Genomic DNA, 19,026 nt, shown 5'->3' with positions numbered 1-19,026 from the left:
CCACAAATGGATGGAGAGCGAAGCTGGCGAAAGGCTAGAGGTCGCCCAGCAGCGTGAGCTGCTGCCTCATCACGTTGATCTGTTGATCGATGACCGCCTGCACGGAGGAATCGGGCTCACCGTGCATGACCTCATCAGGCGCTGCGGCTCGCTCGCGCGGGGTGCGCTCGGCGAGCGTCGCGTGACCGTTGACCGCGCGAGCGCCACGCGCATCAGGCGCGCCTTCGGCACCAGGCCCCGCGCTCGGCACCGGCGCGGCGAGCTCCGCGCCGCTCGTGGTCCAGTAGCGCTTGCGCGCGAGGTGGCGCGCCGGAAGCGAGACCACGCCGGGGTGCGCGGCGCGACTCAGCGGCGCGAAGTCGAGCTCGAACCCCAGCTCGTACATGGCGCCAACCGCGCGGAGCAGCGATTCCTCGCCATCCCGGTCGCGCACGACGCTGCTCAGCGCGCGCACACGGGCGCCATGGTCGGCGGCAACGAGCTGCGACAGCACCCGGTCGGGACCGATCTCGAGGAACACCTGGGCACCAAGCTCGACCAGCGTCTCGACGCCTCTGGCGAACTGCACCGGCATCGCGATGTGCCGTCCCCAGTAGTCGCCGCCGAGCGCGCTCGACGGCACCACCGCGCCGTCGAGGTTGCCAACCACCGGAATCGTCCCGGGTCCAATGACCAAGCCCCGGGAGAGCTCCGCGAGCCGGGCCGCGGCGTCGTCGAAGATGGGCGAATGAAAGGCGTGCCGCGTCCGCAATGAGCGGAACCGTACCTGCTCGCGCTCCAAGCGCTTGATGAGGCGTTCGACCGCCGCGCGAGCGCCGCTGATCACGACACGCTGCCTGCCGTTGACGGCGGCGACGTGGAGCGGCTCCCCGAGCTCGCGGAGCAGCGCCGTCACCGACGCGGGGTCCATCGACACCGCGACCATCGCGCCGTCGTGCGCGACCGACTGCATCAGCCGCCCGCGCGCGTGGACGAGCGCCACTCCATCGGCGAGGGACAGCGAGCCGGAGACGGTGTGCGCCACGAGCTCTCCGACGCTGTGACCGATGGCGAACGCCGGCGTGATGCCCAGCGCCATCCATAGACTCGAGAGCGCGTACTCGAACGCGAACAAGGACAGTTGGGCGAGGTGCGTGTCCCCGGTCAGGCGCTCGTCGCCGCCGCCGGCCGGCTCGTACGCGATCCGCGCCATCGACACGCCTGCGTACTTGGCGATCAACTCGTCGCAGCGATCAAATGCCGTCCGGAACGGCCCGACCTTCTCGTAGAGCTCGCGGCCCATCCCGAAGTACTGCGAGCCCTGCCCGGTGAACATGAAGGCCACCTTCGGCTTCTCGCCCGCCGCGACCGGCAGCGGCTCACCCCCACCGCGAGCCTCCCGGAGCGCCTCGATCGCCTCAGCGCGGGTACGTGCGACGTAGCTCCGGCGATGCGCCAGGTGATCTCGCGCGAGCATCAACGTGTCGGAGACCGGCTCGAGCGCTCCACCCGACGAGGTCAGGTGTGATGCGAGCTCAGCCGCGTCCTCCACCAGGCCGGCTGCGAAGTGACTCGACAGCGGCAACAGCACCGGGCGCCCGGTCTCCTCGGCCGCGCGGTCCGCGGCGACGTGGCGCTCGAGCACGACGTGCGCGTTGGAGCCCCCGAAGCCGAACGAGCTGATGCCGACGTGGCGCAGGCCTTCAGGGAGCGGCTGGGCACGCTCGGCGATCCTCAGCGCGCAGCCGTCCGCCTGGAAGAATGGCGCATGCGGGCGCTCGACCGGGTGCGGCGGAACCACCCCGTGCTCCAGGATCAGCATTCCCTTCAACAGCCCACAGAGACCGGCTGCCGCCTCGGCGTGGCCGATGCTTGCCTTGGCCGATCCGACGAAACACGACGCCCCCGGGACCTCGCCAAAGACCTCCTGGAGCGCGTTGAGCTCGATCGCGTCGCCCAGCGAAGTGCCAGTCCCGTGCGCCTCCACATACGCGATGTCCGCGGGCGACAGACCGGCACGGTCGAGCGCGGCGCGGATCACCCGGACCTGGCTGGTCCCGTTCGGGGCTGCAATCCCGTTGCTGCGGCCGTCCTGGTTGATCGCCGTCGCGGCGATGAAGCACCGGACGGCATGGTGCGAGAGCTCAGCCTCGGTCACGCGGCGCAGGATGACGACCGCCACCCCCTCGGCGCGGCCGTAGCCGTCCGCGTCGGCGCTGAACGTCTTGCACCGCCCACTGGGCGACAGCATCTTCGCCTGCGAGAACGCGAGCGGCAGGTCGGGCGACACGATGACGTTGACCCCGCCGACGATCGCCAGGTCGATCTCGCCACAGCCCAGCGACTGCATCGCGAAGTGCAGCGCGGTGAGCGACGACGAGCACGCCGTGTCGATCGCCAGGCTTGGGCCCTTGAGGTTGAGGAAGTAGGAGATGCGCCCGGCCAACAGGTTGTGCGAGTTGCCGATGCCGAAATACCCGTCCACGTGCTGCTTCTGCCCGGAGTCGAGGCTCATGTAGTCCGAGCTGCCGACCCCAATGAACACGCCGACGTTCGAGCGCTGGAGCTCCGCCCGTGTGATTCCTCCGTCCTCCAGCGCGTCGTGCGTCACCTCCAGCAGGAGACGCTGCTGCGGATCCAGCTTGACCGCCTCGCGTGGCGACACGCTGAAGTACTCGGAGTCGAAGCTCGCCACGTCGGCGAGGTAGCCGGCGCGGAGCGTCGTGATTTTACGGCCCAGGATCGGGTCGTGCGCCGCCTTCCACAAGTCGCCCCGCGAGGCGTCCGGCTCCACGGCCGCCACGCGCCCCTCGAGGAGGAGTTGCCAGTAGTCGCGCAGGCTCGCGGCGCCGGGAAACCGCCCCGCGGCCCCGACGACGGCAACCTTGCTGCGTTCGGCCGATGTCATGCGCTGTCCCATGTTCTGTTCCAGGTCCCAACCCCGATATCCATCGCACGAGCCCGCGCTGCGAACCGACGCAGCGACTCCGGCGCGTCAGGCCGCGCGCTTCACGTCCCGGTCCTTCGCCGCCAGCATGTCGACGAAGCGAGCCCACATTTCCAGCACGTCCTTCAGGAACGTCTCGATCTCCGCGTACCGGTCCGGCGTCAACGCCTGGCGGACGATGTACCAGCTGTCCTCGGAGTGGTCGTGATCGACGACGGTCCCGTCGTCAGCCTCGACGTGGATGCTGTGGTACCCGCCCGAGATGTCCGTCGGACTGACGGCGATCGTGTTCTCCGCCCACGGGCCGTAGTAGGGAATGAACGCGGTCTCGATTCCCGCGAGCACCACCGCGAGACGGAGGTGATCGTCGAAGCTCCCGAGCAGCGACTCCCGCACCGCGACCGACTCCGGCGCCGGAACATACGCCGCCCATTTCGCCTCGGGATGGTTCAACGCCGTCAGGGTATCGACGAGCTGCCAGTAGTGGGAGAAGCCCGGATGCCCGCAGAAGCCGGTCTTGCCGCGGGGTGTCGGCTTGTAGCCAAGCTCCTCAAGGACGTTGAGCTGGATGAGGAAGCGCGCCGCCATCTTGGCCTTGGCCCCGAGCTTGCGCTCGAACGAGCCGGTGGTCTGCATCAGGCGGATGAGGGCGTCGCCAAAGTGCTCGGCGAAGGCATACCGCACTTCCGAGTGCACGATCCCCATCGACTCGAGCGTGAACTCCTTGCGGACCCACGACTGGAGCAACGGATGGTTGTACAGGCGCGAGGTCTTGATGATGTGCTCGAGCTGGTTCGTGAAGGCCTCGTTCTTGCGCCAGAGTTCCGCGTCGATGGACTCGCGCACGATCTGTCGCGAGACGTCCCTGGGATTCTCGATAGGAAAGTTCATGTGGGTCTCCTCGTTCTGAAAGTGGATGTCGGTCTTCTTGGTTGGATTGGGAGTGCCGTACTTCACATCACTGGCGCTGGGCAGCCGGAGTCATCGACCGTCGCTTCAATTCCTCGCCCCAGCCCGGCCCCTGCAACTCGGCGGGAATCTTCGTCGCCAGCTCACGCTCGTGGTACTCGGGGAGGAGTGTCCAGTGGAGCGCCTGCTTGAAGTGATGGGCGGCGTGATAGCCCGCGTTCCAGGTGAACCAGTTGTAGAACCGCCCGGTGTTCGTCCGCGAAGCGGTGTAATCGTCACCGTATGGCAGACCGGCGTGATGGGCATACGCGGACCACTTCAGCGCGTAGAGCATCAGGAGCATCGGCACCACGAACACGATGAGGGCTGGGATCGGGCGGTATACGAGGAGCGCGGCGAGGGCGCCTCCACCGAGCACCAGGTAGGCCAGGAACTGCTGCAGGAGCCGCGCATTCTGTCTGCCCAGCACGAAGCACGACGGGTAATGCCAGAGCAGGCTCCGGATGGCGAACTCGTGGCGGCCCATCGTCGAGCCGTCGCGCCGCCGCCAGTTGAGCGTGTCCAGCTCCGGCTTGTCGTAGCTGGCATGGTGACCGACGATGTGGTTGAGCGTCCCGCTGAACGGTGACGAGCCGGTCTCGAGGAAGATGAGGGTCTCGAGGATCCGGTTGAGCGGCTGGTTCGTGAACGTCCGCACGTGCATGTGATTGTGGTTGTACGCAACCACCGACAGGCAGAACGGCATCAGCGCGACCATGCCGGCCACCAGGAATCGGACGTCATTGACGAAAAGGTACAGGCCCATCTGACCGGCGAAGGTCGCGAAGATGAGGAGGACCGCCCAGGCGTCGGTTGGGTATGGAATCAGTTTCTTCCGCATGGCTTGCCTCGGTGGCAACCGGATCACCCGGCTACCGTCGAACCGTTTCTCTTCGTCAGCTTGCCCAGCACGAAGCCGGCGAGCTCCCGAATGTTTGGATAGTTCCACAGCACGGTGGGATCGAGCGTCAGCGCGTATTTCTCTGACAGCTCGGCGCTCAGATCAATCGAGTCCACTGAGCCCAGACCCAGCATGGCGAACTCGACGTTGGCACTGATCGACGCGACGGGCTGAGAGCACCGACGAGAGATCCACTGGCTGATGAACGCCTCAATCTCACTCCTGGTCACCGAGCTCGGCGGCGCCACGACGTGCATCGTGGGCTGGCGTGGCGGCTCGACGGTGCGGGCCGCGGGGCTCGCAGACGGCGGCGTGGATTCACGCCGTGCCGGCTCGGCGGGTGGAGGCTTCGCCGCGTCGCCAGCGATGTTCGCGAACAGCGCGTCGAGCGACGTGTTCGGCATCGCCACGTGATTCTCGCGGCGCCCGAGCTGGCGGTCCACGGCGGCACCGAAGGCTCGGAGCGCGTCGACGCCAGCGATTGCCGGGAACGCGCGCGTCGCACTGTCAACCCGGGCGCGCGCCGTCTCGAGCCGCTCGAGCAGCCAGCGCCGCGTCGCCGCCTCGACGCCTCGCCCGCAGGCAGCGCCGTACAGCATCAGGTGATTGACATACTCACCGAACACCAGGCTCTGCCAGTCCTCCAGCGACGTATCGCGCTCGCCCGGCTGCGCGGCGAGGAGCTGGTTCAGGACCGCATCGTAGTGAGTCCTGACCGCGTCCTCGTCCAGCAGCTCGCGGAGGTACGCGCGGATCGCCGGACGGCCGCGCAGCGCCGACGTGCCGACGAAGTGGTTGAGGGTCTCCGTCGGCCCCTCGAAGATCCGGAAGATGCGCGCGTCCCGGAACAGCTGCGGGATGAAGTTGGACTCGATGTAGCCCCGGCCACCGGCGAGCTGCATGGTGCGATCGACGGTGGTCCACAGCACCTCGGTGGACACCGACTTGCACACGGCGAGCACCTCCGGGGCCACCTCCTGGCCGGCGTCGACGCGCTCCGCGGCGCCGTCGACCAGGGCCTCGATGGCGGCGATCTGATGCATCGCCTCGCTCAGCACCGAGCGGGTGTATGGATTGTGGAGGAGGTTGCCGGTCGAGACGCGCCGGCCACCGGCGTACTGGAGCATCAGCTGGACGCACAGCTTGGTGGCGCCGAGGCACACGGACGCGATCGCGAGGCGCCCGTAGCACAGGGTGTCCTGCGCCACGCTCATGCCGTGTCCGATCTCGCCGAGCACCTGCCACGGTTCGACCGCGACGTCCTCGAAGAAGATCGTGTTCTGGATCATCCCGCGCAGACCCATCGTGAGCGCCTCGGGCCCCTGCCGCACGCCCGGGCTCGTCTGCGGAATCGCGAAGGCCGAGATACCCGCCGGATGTCCGTGCTCGTCGACGTTCTTCGCGAACACGTTCATCAGCCCGGACCACGCCGCGGAGCCGCTCCAGATCTTCGTCCCGTTCACCCGGTACGCATCCCCGGAAGCACGCGCGGTCGCCTCGATCGCCTGCGGATTCGAACCCGCCACCAGCTCCGTCAGGGCGAACGCGGCCAGCTCGCGCCCGCGCGCCAGCGACGGAAGATAGTGCTGCTTGAGCCGCTCGCTGCCAAAGCGCAGCACCGGCCGGACGCCGAGGATGTTGTTCAGGCCGACGAACAGCGCCAGGGTCATGTCCTTGCTGCCGAGCAGCTCCATGACTTCCAGGAACTCGCGGGTGGAGAAGCCGAGCCCGCCGTACGACTCGGGAACCTGCATCCCGAGGAGCCCCTGATTGCCGAAATCGAGGACGACGTACGGAGGCAGCGTGCGCCGCTCGTCGATGACATACGAGTTGAGCCGCGTCTCGCAGTACGAGCGGATCCAGGCGAGCTTCTGCTCGACCTTCGCCGAGGGGGCGTTGGCGGACGCGGACACCACGCGAATCGGCGCCGGAGCTGGCACGGGCGCCTCGCTGGGCCGCTCGGCTTCCCAGGCGTGGAGGACCTCGAGCTGCTTCTCGAGGAACTGCCGCCGCACCTCGCCGCGCTGAATCTTGCCGCTGCTGGTCTTGGGAATCGTGCCCGGGTTGACCAGGGCGACGTACGCGGGGGCCACGCCGTGCACCTTCAGGACCTCGCGGCGAATCTGGGCAACGAGCTCGTCGAATCGCGACGACACGTCCCTTCCGCGGGTCACCGCCTGGACGACGGCGAGCCGCTCGTCGTCGAAGCTGAACGCGGCACCGTAGTGAACCCGGAAGTCGTCCGACAACGACTGCACCGTCTCCTCGATGTCCTGAGGATAGTGGTTGAAGCCGTTGACGATGATCAGCTCCTTGATGCGGCCGGTGATGAACAAGCTGCCGTTGCGGACGAAGCCGAGATCGCCGGTCCGCAAGAACGGCCCCTCACCGGTGTCGGTGGTGTACGCGTGGAAGGCGTCCGCCGTCGCCTTGGCCCTGCTCCAGTAGCCCCGCGTCACGCTGTCGCTCTTGAGCCAGATTTCACCGACGCGCAGATCCGGGAGCTCCATCCACGACTCCGGGTCGACGATCCTCACGCTCTGCTCGCGCCCGTCGATCGCCATGCCGACGAGGGTGTGCACGCGCGTCGCGTCCTCGACGTTCGCACTGCCCGGCGCCGCCACTCGCCGATGGATCGAGTCGCGCTGGACGTCGAACGTCGTCGGCGTCTTGCCGCGCGGCCCGCCAGCGACGAACAGCGTGGCCTCCGCAAGGCCGTAGCACGGAAAGAAGCTCTCGCGCCGGAAGCCGGCACGCTCGAACCGGCGGTGGAACCGCTCCAGCGTGGCCGCCTTGATTGGCTCCGCGCCGTTGAACGCGGACTGCCACGACGACAGGTCCAGCGTGTCGATGACCTCGTCGGACACCTTCTCGATGCAGAGGTCGTACGCGAAGTTCGGACCGCCGGCGCAGGTCCCCCGATACTTGGACACGGCCTGCAGCCACATCGCCGGGTCGCGCACGAACGACTTGGGGGCCATGAGCACCGAGCGCGCGCCGAGCGACAGCGACTGGAGGATCATCCCGATCAGCCCCATGTCGTGGTACAGCGGCAGCCACGTCACGATCACGCTGTCGCGGGTATTCCCCATCGCCGTGGCAACCATGCGGTTGTTGTGGACGATGCTGCGGTGGGTGACCATCACCCCCTTGGGATCTCCGGTCGAACCAGAGGTGTACTGCAGAAACGCGAGATCGTCGGGGACGACGTGAGCGAGCTCGACGGCCGCCGGATCCGCCTCGCCGTGCGCGGCGAGCAGCTCCTCGATCACCAGGCAACGACACCCTGGGAGCTCCGCGAGCTGCGAACCGTGGCTCGCCTCGACGGCGCGAGTCACCAGCATGGCCTTCGGCTGGCAGTCGCGGACCACGGCGCGCAGCTTCACCCAGTCCTTGTCACTCGCCGGAGGATAGAGCGGAGCGGCGATGGCACCAGCGGCGGCGCAGGCGAGAAAGCCCACGATGTACTCGAGCCCGGATCGCATGACGAGGAGGACCCGCTCTCCCCGCATACCCTCGCGGCGGAAGTGCGCGGCGAGGCCGAACACGGCCCGCGCCAGCTCGCCGTATGAAATGGGTTGCTCGGGGCGCTCATTGCCGCTCAGGAACGTGTACGCGTTCTTCGCGGGTTGCACCAATGCCCAGTGTCTCAGCGTGTGCACGATGGTGGGCGAGAACCGGAGATCGTCCGCGCGATCCGTCATGACCATCTCGCGGCTGACCCCAGCCGGACTCTCAATGACTCGTTGTTCTTGCAGCACGTGCTTCAGGCTCCATGTGGGGCGGCGGCATGACCGCTGCGATCGTGGATGATTTCGTGATGCTGAGACCCGGCCGGGATTCAGAGGCTGGGGAGTTGGTGGCTGTCGCCACCAGCCCTCCTGCGGAGGACACCGTCATCTGCGGATGACTCGAGCGGTCACCACCAGCTCCTGCTGCTTCGCGGCCTGAAGGAACCTAACGTGGATGTCTGACGTAACGACCGCTTGCCCGCTCTTCGCGGTCGCAGTGAACCTTTTCGACATACATGATCTCCTTTGGGTAAGGATCGGCACCAAACGTGCGAGGTTCAGCCGCACGCATCCCAGGACAGCTCAACGAATTCGAACACCTCGGTCCTACATGATGCGGGTGTGCGCACGATACGCCGCAGATTCACGACGAACAGAGGCTCGCTCAAGCATGGCCGGCAGCGGCGAGCTGGCTATCTCTGTCATTGAGTTGACATCAGCGCGGCGACACATTCCGTCGCGCATGCGCATTTGTCAAGCCTCTCTTGCGTATCCCTCTCAAGCTCAAGCACCTCTTGCGTATCCCAATAGACCACGACGAGTCACGGCCTTCCCCAAGAGCAATGAGCCGCGATGAGCCACAGCCCCCCTCGATGATAGGCCGCGGTCTGACATCCGAAACACAGCCTGCGCATTTCATGCCATGGCGCAATGCATCCGTCTCCACAGGCCATCCGCGTGGAGCGGGGTGGCGAGTCCGGGCCTCGACGAAGATGAGCTCCTCGATGCGTTTCGAGACGAGGAGAGTGTCACCGTAGATCTCCATGTTCAAACCTCGTGATGGCGGTCCGAGCGGGCCAGCACCACCTGACGAAGAGGTGGAGGGCGCACGAAGCGGGTGTGATGGCGAAGACCTCCGGCGTCCTCTCCGGCTCGCCCGCAATCCAGGCGGGGAGGCGCATGGCGCCTCACAAATCTCCGGCCGGTCGGCGATGCCGTCAGCACCCCGCCCGCCTCATGCGGATGCTCGAGCAGACGCGCTCGGGCTCCTCGATGGGTCTGCCTGGAATGATTCACGCGGTCTGTTGGCTCTGTGTGTCCGATCTGCATGCGCGGCTTTCCGCTTCATATCGTCGCAACCCTTGAATCCTTTTGACCCACCCATTCGGAAGGTGGCGCAATAGGGTTGGATTTCCGCATTCAATTCAGCGAGTCCGATATCAGCCGCGCTGTAATGTTCCGCGGCCGCATGACCTACTTCGCTGCTGCTCTTCAGGTCCGTCGAGGTGCCAAATTCTTGAGTGCAATTGTTGGTAGCTCGGGGAACGCAGCTCGGCGTTCCATCGCAGGGAGCCCCCATAGCACTTGACACCGACATGCGGTCAGGTGGCGCAAAGAAACAACCGAAATAACCTCTCAGATGAGGCGAGGGGCTCACCCTGGATGAAATCCCTCTCAGAAAACCAACTTCTCCCGTCCCCTCGGTTCGAAGCCCACTCCACCAGACACACATTGTCTTGGGGTCAATAGCGTTGCAGTGTCAGACCGGTGTGCTCAACTCGTTGTGCGCACGTCTGTCGTGGCAATAGGGCGCAGGCGCTCGCCACGCTTGCGAGGCCGGCCATGTTCGAGCTCATCGGCGCGCGCGGAAGGCCCACGTCAACGTGGACGTGGTGTGCGAGTCGAGGCAGGCCATACGCCAGCGCCGACGACCCGCAGGCACGGAATGCCGCTCGCGGCATCCACATGTCGTGCAAGGGAAACGGCTTGGACTACGCCGTGGCGGAGAGCTTCTTCGGCCGCTCGAAGTGGGAGGCAGGCCGGGCTCTCGACGCTGGGCCAGCCCCGCTCACGCCGTCGGCTGGCCGGCGCCGAGGGCTCGGGTCTGCTTGCGCCGCTGCAGCTCGCTCCGGATGAACCGGACCTCGCGCCCACCCTGGCCCGCGATGGCGCTGTTCTCCTGCGCGCGGCGGATGAGGTACGGCAGCACCGCGCGCACCGGTCCGTACGGCAGGTACTTGGCCACGTTGTACCCGGCCTTCGCCAGGTTGAACGAGATGTTGTCGCTCATCCCGTAGAGCTGGCTGAAGAAGACGCGCGGGTCGTTCGGCGCAATCCCCCGGCTGGCGAGCTCCCGCACCAGCAACTGGCAGCTGGACTCGTTGTGCGTGCCCGCGCAGACCGCCATCCGGTCCAGGTGCTCCAGGCAGAAGAGCAGCGCGCGATCATAGTCGGCGTCCGTCGTGGCCTTGTCCGGCTGGATGGGGTCCGCGTAGCCCAGCTCCTTCGCCCGCGCACGCTCCTTCTCCATGTATGCGCCGCGCACCAGCTTGGCCCCCAGGAAGTACCCCTGGCTCTTCGCCCGCTCCAGCGCCGCGCGCAGGTTGCCCAGGCTCAGGATCCGGTACATCTGGTAGGTGTTGTAGACGAGCGGCCGCTCCCGGTTGAAGCGCGCCATCATCTCCTCGCCCAGCCCGTCGATGACGTCCTGGATCCACGTCTCCTCGCCGTCGAGGAAGATGCGCACGCCCCGCTCGTGGGCGCGCTGGCAGATGCGCAGCACGCGCTCGCGCACCCGCTCCCATTCGGCCTGCTCGTCGGCGGTGAGCGGCTCGTGCGCCCCCAGCTTCTCCAGCAGGCCGAAGCGCGCCAGGCCCGTCACCTTGAAGACGCTGAAGGGAATGTGCGGATGCGTCGCCGCCCAGTCGATGGTGGCGAGCGTCTCACGCGCGGTGGCCTCGAAGCCCTCCTCCGACTTCTCCCCCTCCACGCTGTAGTCGAGGATCGATTGGACCCCAAATCGTCCGAGCGCTTCGACGGCGGCCTCGCACTCCTGGATGCTCTCGCCTCCGCAGAACTGCTCGAAGACGGTGTGCTTCACGACCAGCCGGACGCCCGGCAGGCCCAGACGCACCAGCCATGCGGACAGGGGAATGCCGGCTCGCACCAGCCAGGGCTGGCTCAGCGAGGAGAAGAGCAGGTGCGCCTTGCGCATCTGCGCATCGCTCTTGGTGGCGAAGGCGATCGCCGTGTTTTCGAACGAGACCGAGGGCATGGAGCCAACGGGAAGCTCAGGAGAAGGGGCGAGTGCGGACATCGGGTGCCGGGCTACATGGTTTTAACGGCCGCATCAAGCCATGGGGGGTGCGCCATGGGGGTGACGCCATAGCCTGACTGCACGGACTGACCAGCCGCCCACACTTCACCGCGTGTCAGTGGGTGGACGTGTGTGACGCGACTGCGACAAGGCCCCGGGGATGGCCTAGCGTGCGCCCATGCCCACGGTGAAGAAGCCCCGCACACCCCAGGACACACTGCCTCCACGGCTGCGGAGCCTGCTGGAGGATCTCACCCACCGCGAGCTGGCCGCCCGGCTGGAGCGGGTCTACCGCGCTGCGGCATTGGCCATCGACCGGCTGGGGCACCTCAACATCGTGAAGTACGAGCCCACCACCCTTCAGGAGGCGGCGGGGGCGGACCTGTCGCTGTGGGAGACGATGGCACCGGCCATCCGCGACACGGTGGTGGACGTGAACGCCCTGGTGTCGGCCATCCACGAGGCCTTCCCCCCGCCCGCGGAGGCCGCCCGGAGCGACACGTGGGCGCCGCCGCCGGCGAGCGTCGACGAGCGGCTGGAGCGGGAAGTGGAAGTGGTGCTGCACACGAGCGCGGGGCGTTTGTCGCGGCGCGTCGCGGACCTGGGCCAGCGGGTGCGGCGGCCCGAGGTGGTGAGCGACCACTGGGCGCTGATGGCGGAGCTGCAGTCGTTCCGCGCGGACTTTCGCGCGCAGATGGGGGACCTCGTGTACCTCACGGCGGCGGCGTTCACCGACGTACGGCGCGAGGACGTGGTGCCGGGCTACCAGACCCAGGTGGGAGCGGCGGCGGCGCTGCGGGGCGCGGTGGCGGACCTGCGGCGCTCGCTGCAGTCGAAGCTGGAGAAGGCGGTGGGCGTGACGCCCTCGGAGCTGCCGGGGCAGGTGCGGCGGATGGAGGAGTCGCTCGCAGCCTTCGCGGGGATGCCTGCCTCGCTGACGATGAAGACGCGGGACAAGCGCCTGTTGGTGGAACTGCGCGAGCGGCTGCGCGAGCTGGCCTCGAGCCCGGCGCCGACTCCAGGAGAGCTACAGGCCCGCGTGGAGCCGTTCCTGGGCGAGCTGGGACGGGTGGGCGCGGAGCTGACGCAGCGCACGCTGGCGGTGCATGACCGCGCGGTGTGGGCGGCGTGTGGGGCCCGGCTCGAGCAGGCCGCCATGCACCTATTCCTGGGCTCGCCGGGAGCCGAGCGCGTGGTGCGCGAGGCGGTGGAGACGGCCGAGGCGCTCCATGGCCGGGCGCCGGTGTTCGACGCCTTCCTGCGCAAGGTGCGCGTGGCCACCGAGCAGTCCTTCGAGGATGAAGCGCAGCTGCGCGAGACGCTGGAGGTGTTCCGCGAGCGCCTCGCGGCCCTGCCCTTCACCTGAGCCCGGAGCTACTTGGACTCGGCCTTGGCGCCCTCGGGCAGCGCGGCCGGAGCGGCCATGGCGTTGCGCGGCACCACGCGGTTGCGCTGCTCGGTGGCGAGGGTGTCGGGCGTCATCTCCTCCTGCCACTGCTTGGGGTTGGTGTTCCACCCGAAGTCGGCGGGCACCTTGCCTCCACCCTGGTTCTTGTAACCAATCATGTCCGGGAACTTCGCGGACCAGCGGCCGGCGGGATCCGTCTCACGGGTGACGGGCTCACGGTTGGGGCGGGGGGTGTAGTTGCTCTTGCTCATGAGGCGTGACTCCTAGCAGGTGCACAGCCTCTCCGAAACCCCCACGCGGGCCCGGAGGATGCCCGGGCCCCGGCCGCCTACATGGGCCCGCTCGCTGCCCGCCCGGCGGAGGAGGCCCCGGCCCGGGAGCGCCGCTGGCTCCGCCGCGACACCGGAGGCAGCCAGCTCGGTCCCAGCTCGAAAACGGCCGCGAAGTAGCGCGCCTGCGCCTCGCTTCCGTAGCGGTAGCGCCGGACCTCGCCTTCCTTGAGGGTCACCTCCACGCCCCACCTCTTCCCACGCCGGTGAAGCGCGACTCGTGAAATCTCCATGCCCACCTTCCCCTCCCTCTCGAGCTCCCTCTTCCTTGAAATCGGCATGCCAGCCGGAGCACCTCGGCTCGCCGGGTTGCGGCGCACGGCCGTGAACACTCGCGGGAAAGACGGTAGGAGCTACAGGCTCGTCTGCCTGCTCTCCGAGGGTGCACGGAAAACGCGGCCGGGCGACTTGTGGCCGCCGATTGCTGCGTTACGTGAAAGGCATGACTGCATCGACTGAGAAGAACGTGGGTGACGCCGTCTCCGAGTTCACCCTGCCCGAAGGCTGCATGCTGTGCGGCGGTGCGGTGAGCATCCGCACGACGCCGGGGAGCGGTGCGCACAGCTACTGCGCCCACTGCCACTGGTTGTCGCGCACACGCCTGCGCATGCACAAGAATGGTCTCGAGATTGCCTACGCCACGCAGGCGCTCGCGTAACCATCTGGAAGTTCCGGGATGGGCCCCTCCTCACCGGAGCTGCGCGCCCCCCGGAAACCCGACTCGCGGCCCGATGGTCCCGGGCAGCCCTTCGCCCAAGCACCTGGAGCACTGAACGCCCACGGATTCCTCCTCCGTGCGGGATGCCTACCCTTGCCGCCAGCAGTGGAGGCGAGAGGGGGGGGTCACATGAAGAGCGTGAGCGGTGTATCCGGCATCCTGGCCGCACTGGTGCTGTGGAGCGGAGGCTGGCTCGGATGCGGGGGCGAAGCACGCGTCGAGCCGGAGCAACTCCCGGGTGAGCCGACGGAAGAGCGCGACCACGAGGTCTCCCCATCCGAGGAGGACCCGGAGGATGCGCTCGACGTGTCGGCGGCGTGGAACACGCCGAGCCACTCCTGCACGGGGCTGGTGCCCTCCAACCCCGGAGCGGGACGCACGGTGAACCGCAACCGCGAGAGCGAGGGATGCCTGCCCGGAACGACCGATGGCCGCGGAGACCTGGCCCTGGGCATCTTCAGCACCCTGGTCGATGCGGCGTCATGGACGGTGTTCACACCGGACGGCATGCCGCGCGAGACCTTCAGCGGCGGCGTGTCCAACGTGCTGATGCCGCAGAAGAGCGGCTTCCACCTGGTGGGGATCGGCTTCGGCTCGCGCATCGTCCGATTCAGCGCGCTCTCGCGGACGGGCGCGCTGCTCGCAGAGCGGCAGCTCGTCGATCTGAGGCTCCAGGGAGGAGGAGACTGGCACGCTGCGGAGGATCCCCGCGGAGGAAGCGTGGCGACCTGGATACGCGTCGGGGCGGCGCCCGGAACGTGGCAGGTGGTGGTGCAGCGCTTCGGCACGTCGGGCGAACCACGGACGCCGATCCTCACGGCCCACGAGGGCACCGGCGCCTTCCCGCGCTTCATCGACGTGGGAGCGGACACCCAGGGCCGGGTGCTCGTGCTCTGGATGGAGACCACGAACGAGCTGCACGGCCGGTGGTTGCGCCGCAACCAGACGTTCACCTCCGAGTTCCTCGTGCTCGCGAATGCATCCAGTCCCATCTCCTTCGATGTCGGGCTGCGCGAGAGCCTGCTGAGCCCGCTGATCGGCGGCGGATTCGCCCTGAAGCAGGAGGATGCGTGGGTGGCGGAAATCCCCAGCAAGAAGACGACCGTGAAGCCCGCCCCCAGCTGGCTGGCGGCCCGCCCCGGGACGAAGTTCTTCATCATCCGGGGTGGCCATGGATATGCCCTGGTCATGAGCACGCCGGGCGGTGACCAGGGCCGGCTGGAAATCCTCGCCCCCGCGGGAAACTCCTGTGGTGACGTGCCGCTACCGGACGGTGGCCTGCGGCAGATTCGGGTGGGCCGGGATGGCACGGTGATTTCAAAGGCGCCGCCCACCGAGGACGACGTCTGCACCTATCGCTACTGGCCGCGGTTGCTGCACTGAGCGCGCTCAGTGCATGAGCCACAGGGCGCAGGGCACCGTGGCGAACGAGAGCGGAATGCCCAGCCCCACCATGAGGGCGGAGAGGTCGGGGTCCAGCCCGTGGTCCGCGGCGAGGATGGCCGCGGTGACCATGGGGGCCATGGCGGCCTGGAGCACGGTGACCTCGAAGGTGAGACGGCTCATGCCGGGCAGCGCCAGCAGCAGGAGGGCAATCCCGAGCGGGGCCAACGCCAGCTTGTAGCCGAGCCCCAGCACGAGCGCGCCCACCCGGCCCTTCAGCCCCGACAGCCGGAGCTGGAAGCCCACGGAGAAGAGCGCGAGCGGGGTGAGCATGTCGCCCAGGCGGCCGAGCACCGCGTCCACCCAGGCAGGCCAGTCCCATGGGTGGAGCAGGAACGCGGCCACCAGGGCGATGAAGGGAGGGAAGCCCAGCACCCGCCTGAGCAGCGGCCACAGCCGGGTGTCCTTCGCGGCGGCCCGCGCGGCGAACAGGGTGGCCACCGTGGCCAGCGCGAGGAACGAGCCGAGCTGATCAATGACCACCGCCACCTGCAACCCGTCGCGGCCCATCAAGCCCTCGATGAGGGGCAGGCCCACGAACGAGGTGTTGCTCAACCCTCCGGTGAGGACGAGCGCCGCCACGGTCCCAGGCTGAAAGCCGAGCCTCGGGCCCAGCACGCGGAAGAAGAGCCACGCGCCACCGAAGACGAGCCAGGGCGTGGCGGCGGCGGCGAACAACTCGGGGGCGAGCGTCAGCCGGTGCACCGCGCGCAGCACCAGCGCGGGCAGCGCCACGTTGAGGACGAAGGCGTTGATGGCCAGCGCCGTCTGCTCCGGGAAGCGGCCACTGCGCCGGGCCATGGCTCCGAGGAAAAGACAGGTGGCCAGCAGTCCGAAGAGCTGGCTCACGAGGAGCGCCTCCCGGACGCTCGCGAGGCAGGGCGTCCCTCTCCGGACAGGAGCGGGCGCTCGCGTTGGATGAGCTCGGTGAGGAAGTGGAGGGTGGCGCGCACACGCGCGTTGTGCTGCAAATCCGGGTGGACCACCAGCCAGATGTCACGGCGCAGCGAGGCCACGAGGGGCGCCACCCGCCGCAGGCCCGGCTCCTGGTCCCCGCGCAGGCAGGGCAGCACCCCCACCCCCATCCCCGCCGCGGTGGCCGCCACCACCGACAGCAGCGAGTTGCAGCGCACCGCCACGCATGCGCCCGGAGCGGCCTCGGCCACCCAACGGGCCTCGGGCCACTTCGCCGCCGCGCCCGTGTAGCCGATGACGTCATGGCCCGCGTAGCCCCGCGCCGGATCCGGCAGGCCGCGCCGCTCCAGGTACGCCTCCGACGCATAGGGAGCGATGGCGATCTCCCCCACCTTGCGCGCCACCAGCGTGCCGTCCTGCGGACGGGTGAGGCGGATGGCGATGTCCGCCTCGCGCCGGGTCAGGTCCAGCGCCCCGTAGTCGGTGAGGAACCGCACTTCGATGCCGGGGTGGCGCTCGCGGAAGGGCGCGAAGCGCGGCAGGACGATGTCCACCGCGAAGGCCTCGGTGAGGGTGATGCGGACCAGGCCCTCCAGGCGCGCGTCCTCGCCACTGGCCCGGCGCTCCACCGCGAGCGCCCCCGCCTCCATCTCCTCCACCGCCGAGCGGATGCCCCGCCCCGCGTCCGTCAGCGTCAGCCCCGTGGGCATCCGGTCGAAGAGCTTCGAGTCCAGTTCCTCCTCGAGCGCCGCCAGCCTTCGCCCCACCGTGGAGGCATCCACCCCCAGGCTCCGCGCGGCCGCGGCGAGCGTCCCCTCCCTCGCGATGGCGAGGAAATAGCGGAGGTCATTCCAGTCAGGCACGCCCTGCAAATTCGCATGCCCCCCTTGCAGTCTCCAGCGTATTCGCAAGGGGGTGGAACGAGGCATTCCTTGGCTCACCCGGGCCGCACCGACGCGGCCGGAGCTTCCCGCTGGAGCAAGCCATGAACCCGATGAACCGTCTCTTCCTGTCCGTTGCCACCCTGGGCCTCGCGGCCGGCTGTGCCACTTCGAGTGGGGCCTCGGGCACCCGCGTGACGGCGAACGACCTCAAGGGCAGGTGGACGAGCGCCGTGTGCGAGTCCATGCCCAACCCGGACGGCTCGAAGACGTACTTCAAGCGGCACTTCGACCTTCAGGAGAAGCAGTGGTCGCTGAAGTTCGAGACGTTCGGAGACGCGGGCTGCACGGCCCGGCTCTTCACCGCGCGCTTCGAGGGCCCCTACACGCTCGGGAAGGACTCGGAGAAGGTGGCGGGGGCGACGGAGGGCACCTTCAGCTTCGGCCGGCACTACATGACGGCGCACGTGCAGCCGGTGGCGGACTGGTTCCAGGGAGCGCAGTGCGGGACGGGCTCGTGGAAGGTGGGCGAGGAGCAGGAGACGAGCGCCACGGGCTGCGTGTTCCTGCGGCCGGTGGCGGCGTGCGGCCTGGACCACGACGTGGTGAAGGTGGAGGGCAACCAGCTCTTCTTCGGACAGCGGCCGGCGGACAATGACATGTGCACGCCGGACAAGCGGCCCACGGCACTGACGGCGGTGGCGGTGGTGCGCGAATGAGACTCGGGCCCGGCTGCGTCAGGCCGCCACGACAGTGAGCGCCTGCTTCTTCCGCCCGAAGCTCACGGCGAACGTGGCGAGACTCGCCACGGCCACCAGCACCAGGCTCGCCACACCGGCCGCGTCCCACCGGACGATGGGCAGACCGCGCAGGGCCTGGAGCGCGAGCACCACCGTCAGCCCGAAGTAGGCCACGCCCGCGGCCCGGACCAGGGCCAGGCGAAGGGACTCGGAGAGGCTCCGCCGTCGCGCGAGCACCACCGCGACGAAGGGCAGCACCTGCATGCCGTGCAACCCGAAGAAGTGCGCCGGCCGCATGTCACCCGCGGTGGTGCTCCAGCCGACGAGCGACAGACCCGGCCCTCCGTCCTTCCCACCGAAGGTGTGCGAGCCCACCTCCACCGGCACCTCGCCGGCCTTCAGGCTCGCGAGCTGCTCGGGGCGCGGCGAGGTCATGAAGTAGGCCAGTCCCGCGCCCAAGATGCCCACCACCAGGCCCATGCGCAGCGCCGAGGCCAGGGTGCGCTCCCCGAGCTTCGTCCGCAGCATCACGACGGCGAGCACCATCATCGCCAACCACAGCACCGTGATGGTGATGCCCATGCCCGCGAAGATGACGTTGTCGAACGTCGTCGCGACGTTGAAGTGGCTGCGCACCCCACGCGCCGCCTGGAGCGTGATGGCCACCATCTCCAGAGCGCCGCACACGGACAGGATGGCGCCCACGGCGCGCACGAACCGCTGGCGCCCGGGGATGACGGAGAGGAAGTACAGGAGCGTGGCATCGTAGATGGCCAGCGACACGTAGAACTTCGCCGGCTTCAGCCACAGGGGCTCGCCCAACAACCGGCGCGGATCGAACACGAGACCGGCCAGGGTGAACAGGGCACCGAGCAGCATGACCACCGTGCCAAGGGTGAGGGCCGGCGAGATGGCCCAGGCGCGGCTCCAGAGGGCGCGCGGAGAGGACGACGTCGACGTCATGGACATGGGGTTCTCCTGAGAAGGCG

Annotated in this window: 15 protein-coding genes; 4 read left to right on the top strand and 11 right to left on the bottom strand. The window is 68.4% G+C overall.

The features are described 5' to 3' along the window. Window positions 1-34: 34 nt before the first annotated feature. The 6 genes from DAT35_RS22040 to DAT35_RS22015 all read right to left on the bottom strand — a co-directional run bounded on the left by DAT35_RS22040 (window position 35) and on the right by DAT35_RS22015 (window position 11,561). Entirely contained in the window at window positions 35-2,899 is a 2,865-nt protein-coding gene (locus tag DAT35_RS22040; RefSeq protein WP_108069076.1) for a type I polyketide synthase, read from the bottom strand. A 75-nt stretch (window positions 2,900-2,974) separates the two neighbouring features. Then, window positions 2,975-3,817 (bottom strand): hypothetical protein, encoded by an 843-nt coding sequence (locus DAT35_RS22035; RefSeq protein ID WP_146209828.1) that lies wholly within the window; start codon window positions 3,815-3,817, stop codon window positions 2,975-2,977. Window positions 3,818-3,884: 67 nt separating this feature from the next. Continuing rightward, on the bottom strand, window positions 3,885-4,715 hold the full coding sequence (locus tag DAT35_RS22030; RefSeq protein ID WP_108069074.1) for a fatty acid desaturase: 831 nt from the start codon (window positions 4,713-4,715) through the stop codon (window positions 3,885-3,887). 23 nt (window positions 4,716-4,738) lie between these two features. Continuing rightward, the gene (locus DAT35_RS22025) at window positions 4,739-8,479 is read right to left on the bottom strand and encodes an AMP-binding protein (protein ID WP_158501823.1); all 3,741 of its coding nucleotides are present in this window, start codon (window positions 8,477-8,479) and stop codon (window positions 4,739-4,741) included. Window positions 8,480-8,671: 192 nt separating this feature from the next. Continuing rightward, entirely contained in the window at window positions 8,672-8,800 is a 129-nt protein-coding gene (locus DAT35_RS62410; protein ID WP_108069072.1) for a hotdog domain-containing protein, read from the bottom strand. A gap of 1,555 nt (window positions 8,801-10,355) precedes the next feature. Next, window positions 10,356-11,561, bottom strand: a complete 1,206-nt coding sequence (locus DAT35_RS22015) for a proline dehydrogenase family protein (protein ID WP_199242965.1) — start codon at window positions 11,559-11,561, stop codon at window positions 10,356-10,358. Between the two features lie 220 nt (window positions 11,562-11,781). Between DAT35_RS22015 and DAT35_RS22010 the strand changes: the two genes are divergently transcribed. After that, complete coding sequence (locus DAT35_RS22010) at window positions 11,782-12,969, top strand: hypothetical protein (RefSeq protein ID WP_108069070.1); 1,188 nt, start codon at window positions 11,782-11,784, stop codon at window positions 12,967-12,969. Window positions 12,970-12,977: 8 nt separating this feature from the next. On the opposite strand, the gene DAT35_RS22005 is transcribed toward DAT35_RS22010, so the two are convergent. Further along, window positions 12,978-13,262: a hypothetical protein gene (locus DAT35_RS22005; protein WP_108069069.1), complete on the bottom strand. Its 285-nt coding sequence runs from the start codon at window positions 13,260-13,262 to the stop codon at window positions 12,978-12,980. Between the two features lie 77 nt (window positions 13,263-13,339). Next, the gene (locus DAT35_RS22000) at window positions 13,340-13,525 is read right to left on the bottom strand and encodes a hypothetical protein (protein ID WP_233261633.1); all 186 of its coding nucleotides are present in this window, start codon (window positions 13,523-13,525) and stop codon (window positions 13,340-13,342) included. A gap of 257 nt (window positions 13,526-13,782) precedes the next feature. On the opposite strand from DAT35_RS22000, the gene DAT35_RS21995 reads away from it, so the two are divergent. Then, entirely contained in the window at window positions 13,783-13,998 is a 216-nt protein-coding gene (locus DAT35_RS21995) for a hypothetical protein (protein WP_108069308.1), read from the top strand. Between the two features lie 189 nt (window positions 13,999-14,187). Then, window positions 14,188-15,441: a hypothetical protein gene (locus tag DAT35_RS21990; protein ID WP_108069068.1), complete on the top strand. Its 1,254-nt coding sequence runs from the start codon at window positions 14,188-14,190 to the stop codon at window positions 15,439-15,441. A 6-nt stretch (window positions 15,442-15,447) separates the two neighbouring features. Here DAT35_RS21990 and DAT35_RS21985 read toward each other — a convergent pair whose 3' ends face one another. Together DAT35_RS21985 and DAT35_RS21980 are read right to left on the bottom strand one after the other, a co-directional pair. Next, the gene (locus tag DAT35_RS21985) at window positions 15,448-16,350 is read right to left on the bottom strand and encodes an AEC family transporter (protein ID WP_199242964.1); all 903 of its coding nucleotides are present in this window, start codon (window positions 16,348-16,350) and stop codon (window positions 15,448-15,450) included. Further along, the gene (locus tag DAT35_RS21980) at window positions 16,347-17,279 is read right to left on the bottom strand and encodes a LysR family transcriptional regulator (protein ID WP_158501822.1); all 933 of its coding nucleotides are present in this window, start codon (window positions 17,277-17,279) and stop codon (window positions 16,347-16,349) included. Before DAT35_RS21980 ends, DAT35_RS21985 begins: the two co-directional genes overlap by 4 nt. Window positions 17,280-17,401: 122 nt before the next feature. On the opposite strand from DAT35_RS21980, the gene DAT35_RS21975 reads away from it, so the two are divergent. Continuing rightward, window positions 17,402-18,016 (top strand): hypothetical protein, encoded by a 615-nt coding sequence (locus tag DAT35_RS21975; RefSeq protein WP_108069066.1) that lies wholly within the window; start codon window positions 17,402-17,404, stop codon window positions 18,014-18,016. An 18-nt stretch (window positions 18,017-18,034) separates the two neighbouring features. Here the strand turns inward: DAT35_RS21975 and DAT35_RS21970 are convergent, their stop codons facing one another. Continuing rightward, window positions 18,035-19,006: a hypothetical protein gene (locus tag DAT35_RS21970; RefSeq protein ID WP_108069065.1), complete on the bottom strand. Its 972-nt coding sequence runs from the start codon at window positions 19,004-19,006 to the stop codon at window positions 18,035-18,037. Between the last annotated feature and the right edge of the window lie 20 nt (window positions 19,007-19,026).

Source organism: Vitiosangium sp. GDMCC 1.1324 (genome assembly GCF_003044305.1).
GTDB lineage: Bacteria > Myxococcota > Myxococcia > Myxococcales > Myxococcaceae > Archangium.
The sequence above is the reverse complement of the archived record's forward strand: the minus strand, read 5'-3'. Positions and strand labels throughout refer to the sequence as shown.

Bases quoted from the DNA above. Each gene is read 5' to 3' on its own strand.
- DAT35_RS22015 (WP_199242965.1), bottom strand. From the start codon at position 11,561: ATGCCCTCGGTCTCGTTCGAAAACACGGCGATCGCCTTCGCCACCAAG.
- DAT35_RS22005 (WP_108069069.1), bottom strand. From the start codon at position 13,262: ATGAGCAAGAGCAACTACACCCCCCGCCCCAACCGTGAGCCCGTCACC.
- DAT35_RS21975 (WP_108069066.1), top strand. From the start codon at position 17,402: ATGAACCCGATGAACCGTCTCTTCCTGTCCGTTGCCACCCTGGGCCTC.
- DAT35_RS22040 (WP_108069076.1), bottom strand. From the start codon at position 2,899: ATGGGACAGCGCATGACATCGGCCGAACGCAGCAAGGTTGCCGTCGTC.
- DAT35_RS22030 (WP_108069074.1), bottom strand. From the start codon at position 4,715: ATGCGGAAGAAACTGATTCCATACCCAACCGACGCCTGGGCGGTCCTC.
- DAT35_RS62410 (WP_108069072.1), bottom strand. From the start codon at position 8,800: ATGTCGAAAAGGTTCACTGCGACCGCGAAGAGCGGGCAAGCGGTCGTT.
- DAT35_RS22035 (WP_146209828.1), bottom strand. From the start codon at position 3,817: ATGAACTTTCCTATCGAGAATCCCAGGGACGTCTCGCGACAGATCGTG.
- DAT35_RS22025 (WP_158501823.1), bottom strand. From the start codon at position 8,479: ATGACGGATCGCGCGGACGATCTCCGGTTCTCGCCCACCATCGTGCAC.
- DAT35_RS21970 (WP_108069065.1), bottom strand. From the start codon at position 19,006: ATGTCCATGACGTCGACGTCGTCCTCTCCGCGCGCCCTCTGGAGCCGC.
- DAT35_RS21995 (WP_108069308.1), top strand. From the start codon at position 13,783: ATGACTGCATCGACTGAGAAGAACGTGGGTGACGCCGTCTCCGAGTTC.
- DAT35_RS21990 (WP_108069068.1), top strand. From the start codon at position 14,188: ATGAAGAGCGTGAGCGGTGTATCCGGCATCCTGGCCGCACTGGTGCTG.
- DAT35_RS22010 (WP_108069070.1), top strand. From the start codon at position 11,782: ATGCCCACGGTGAAGAAGCCCCGCACACCCCAGGACACACTGCCTCCA.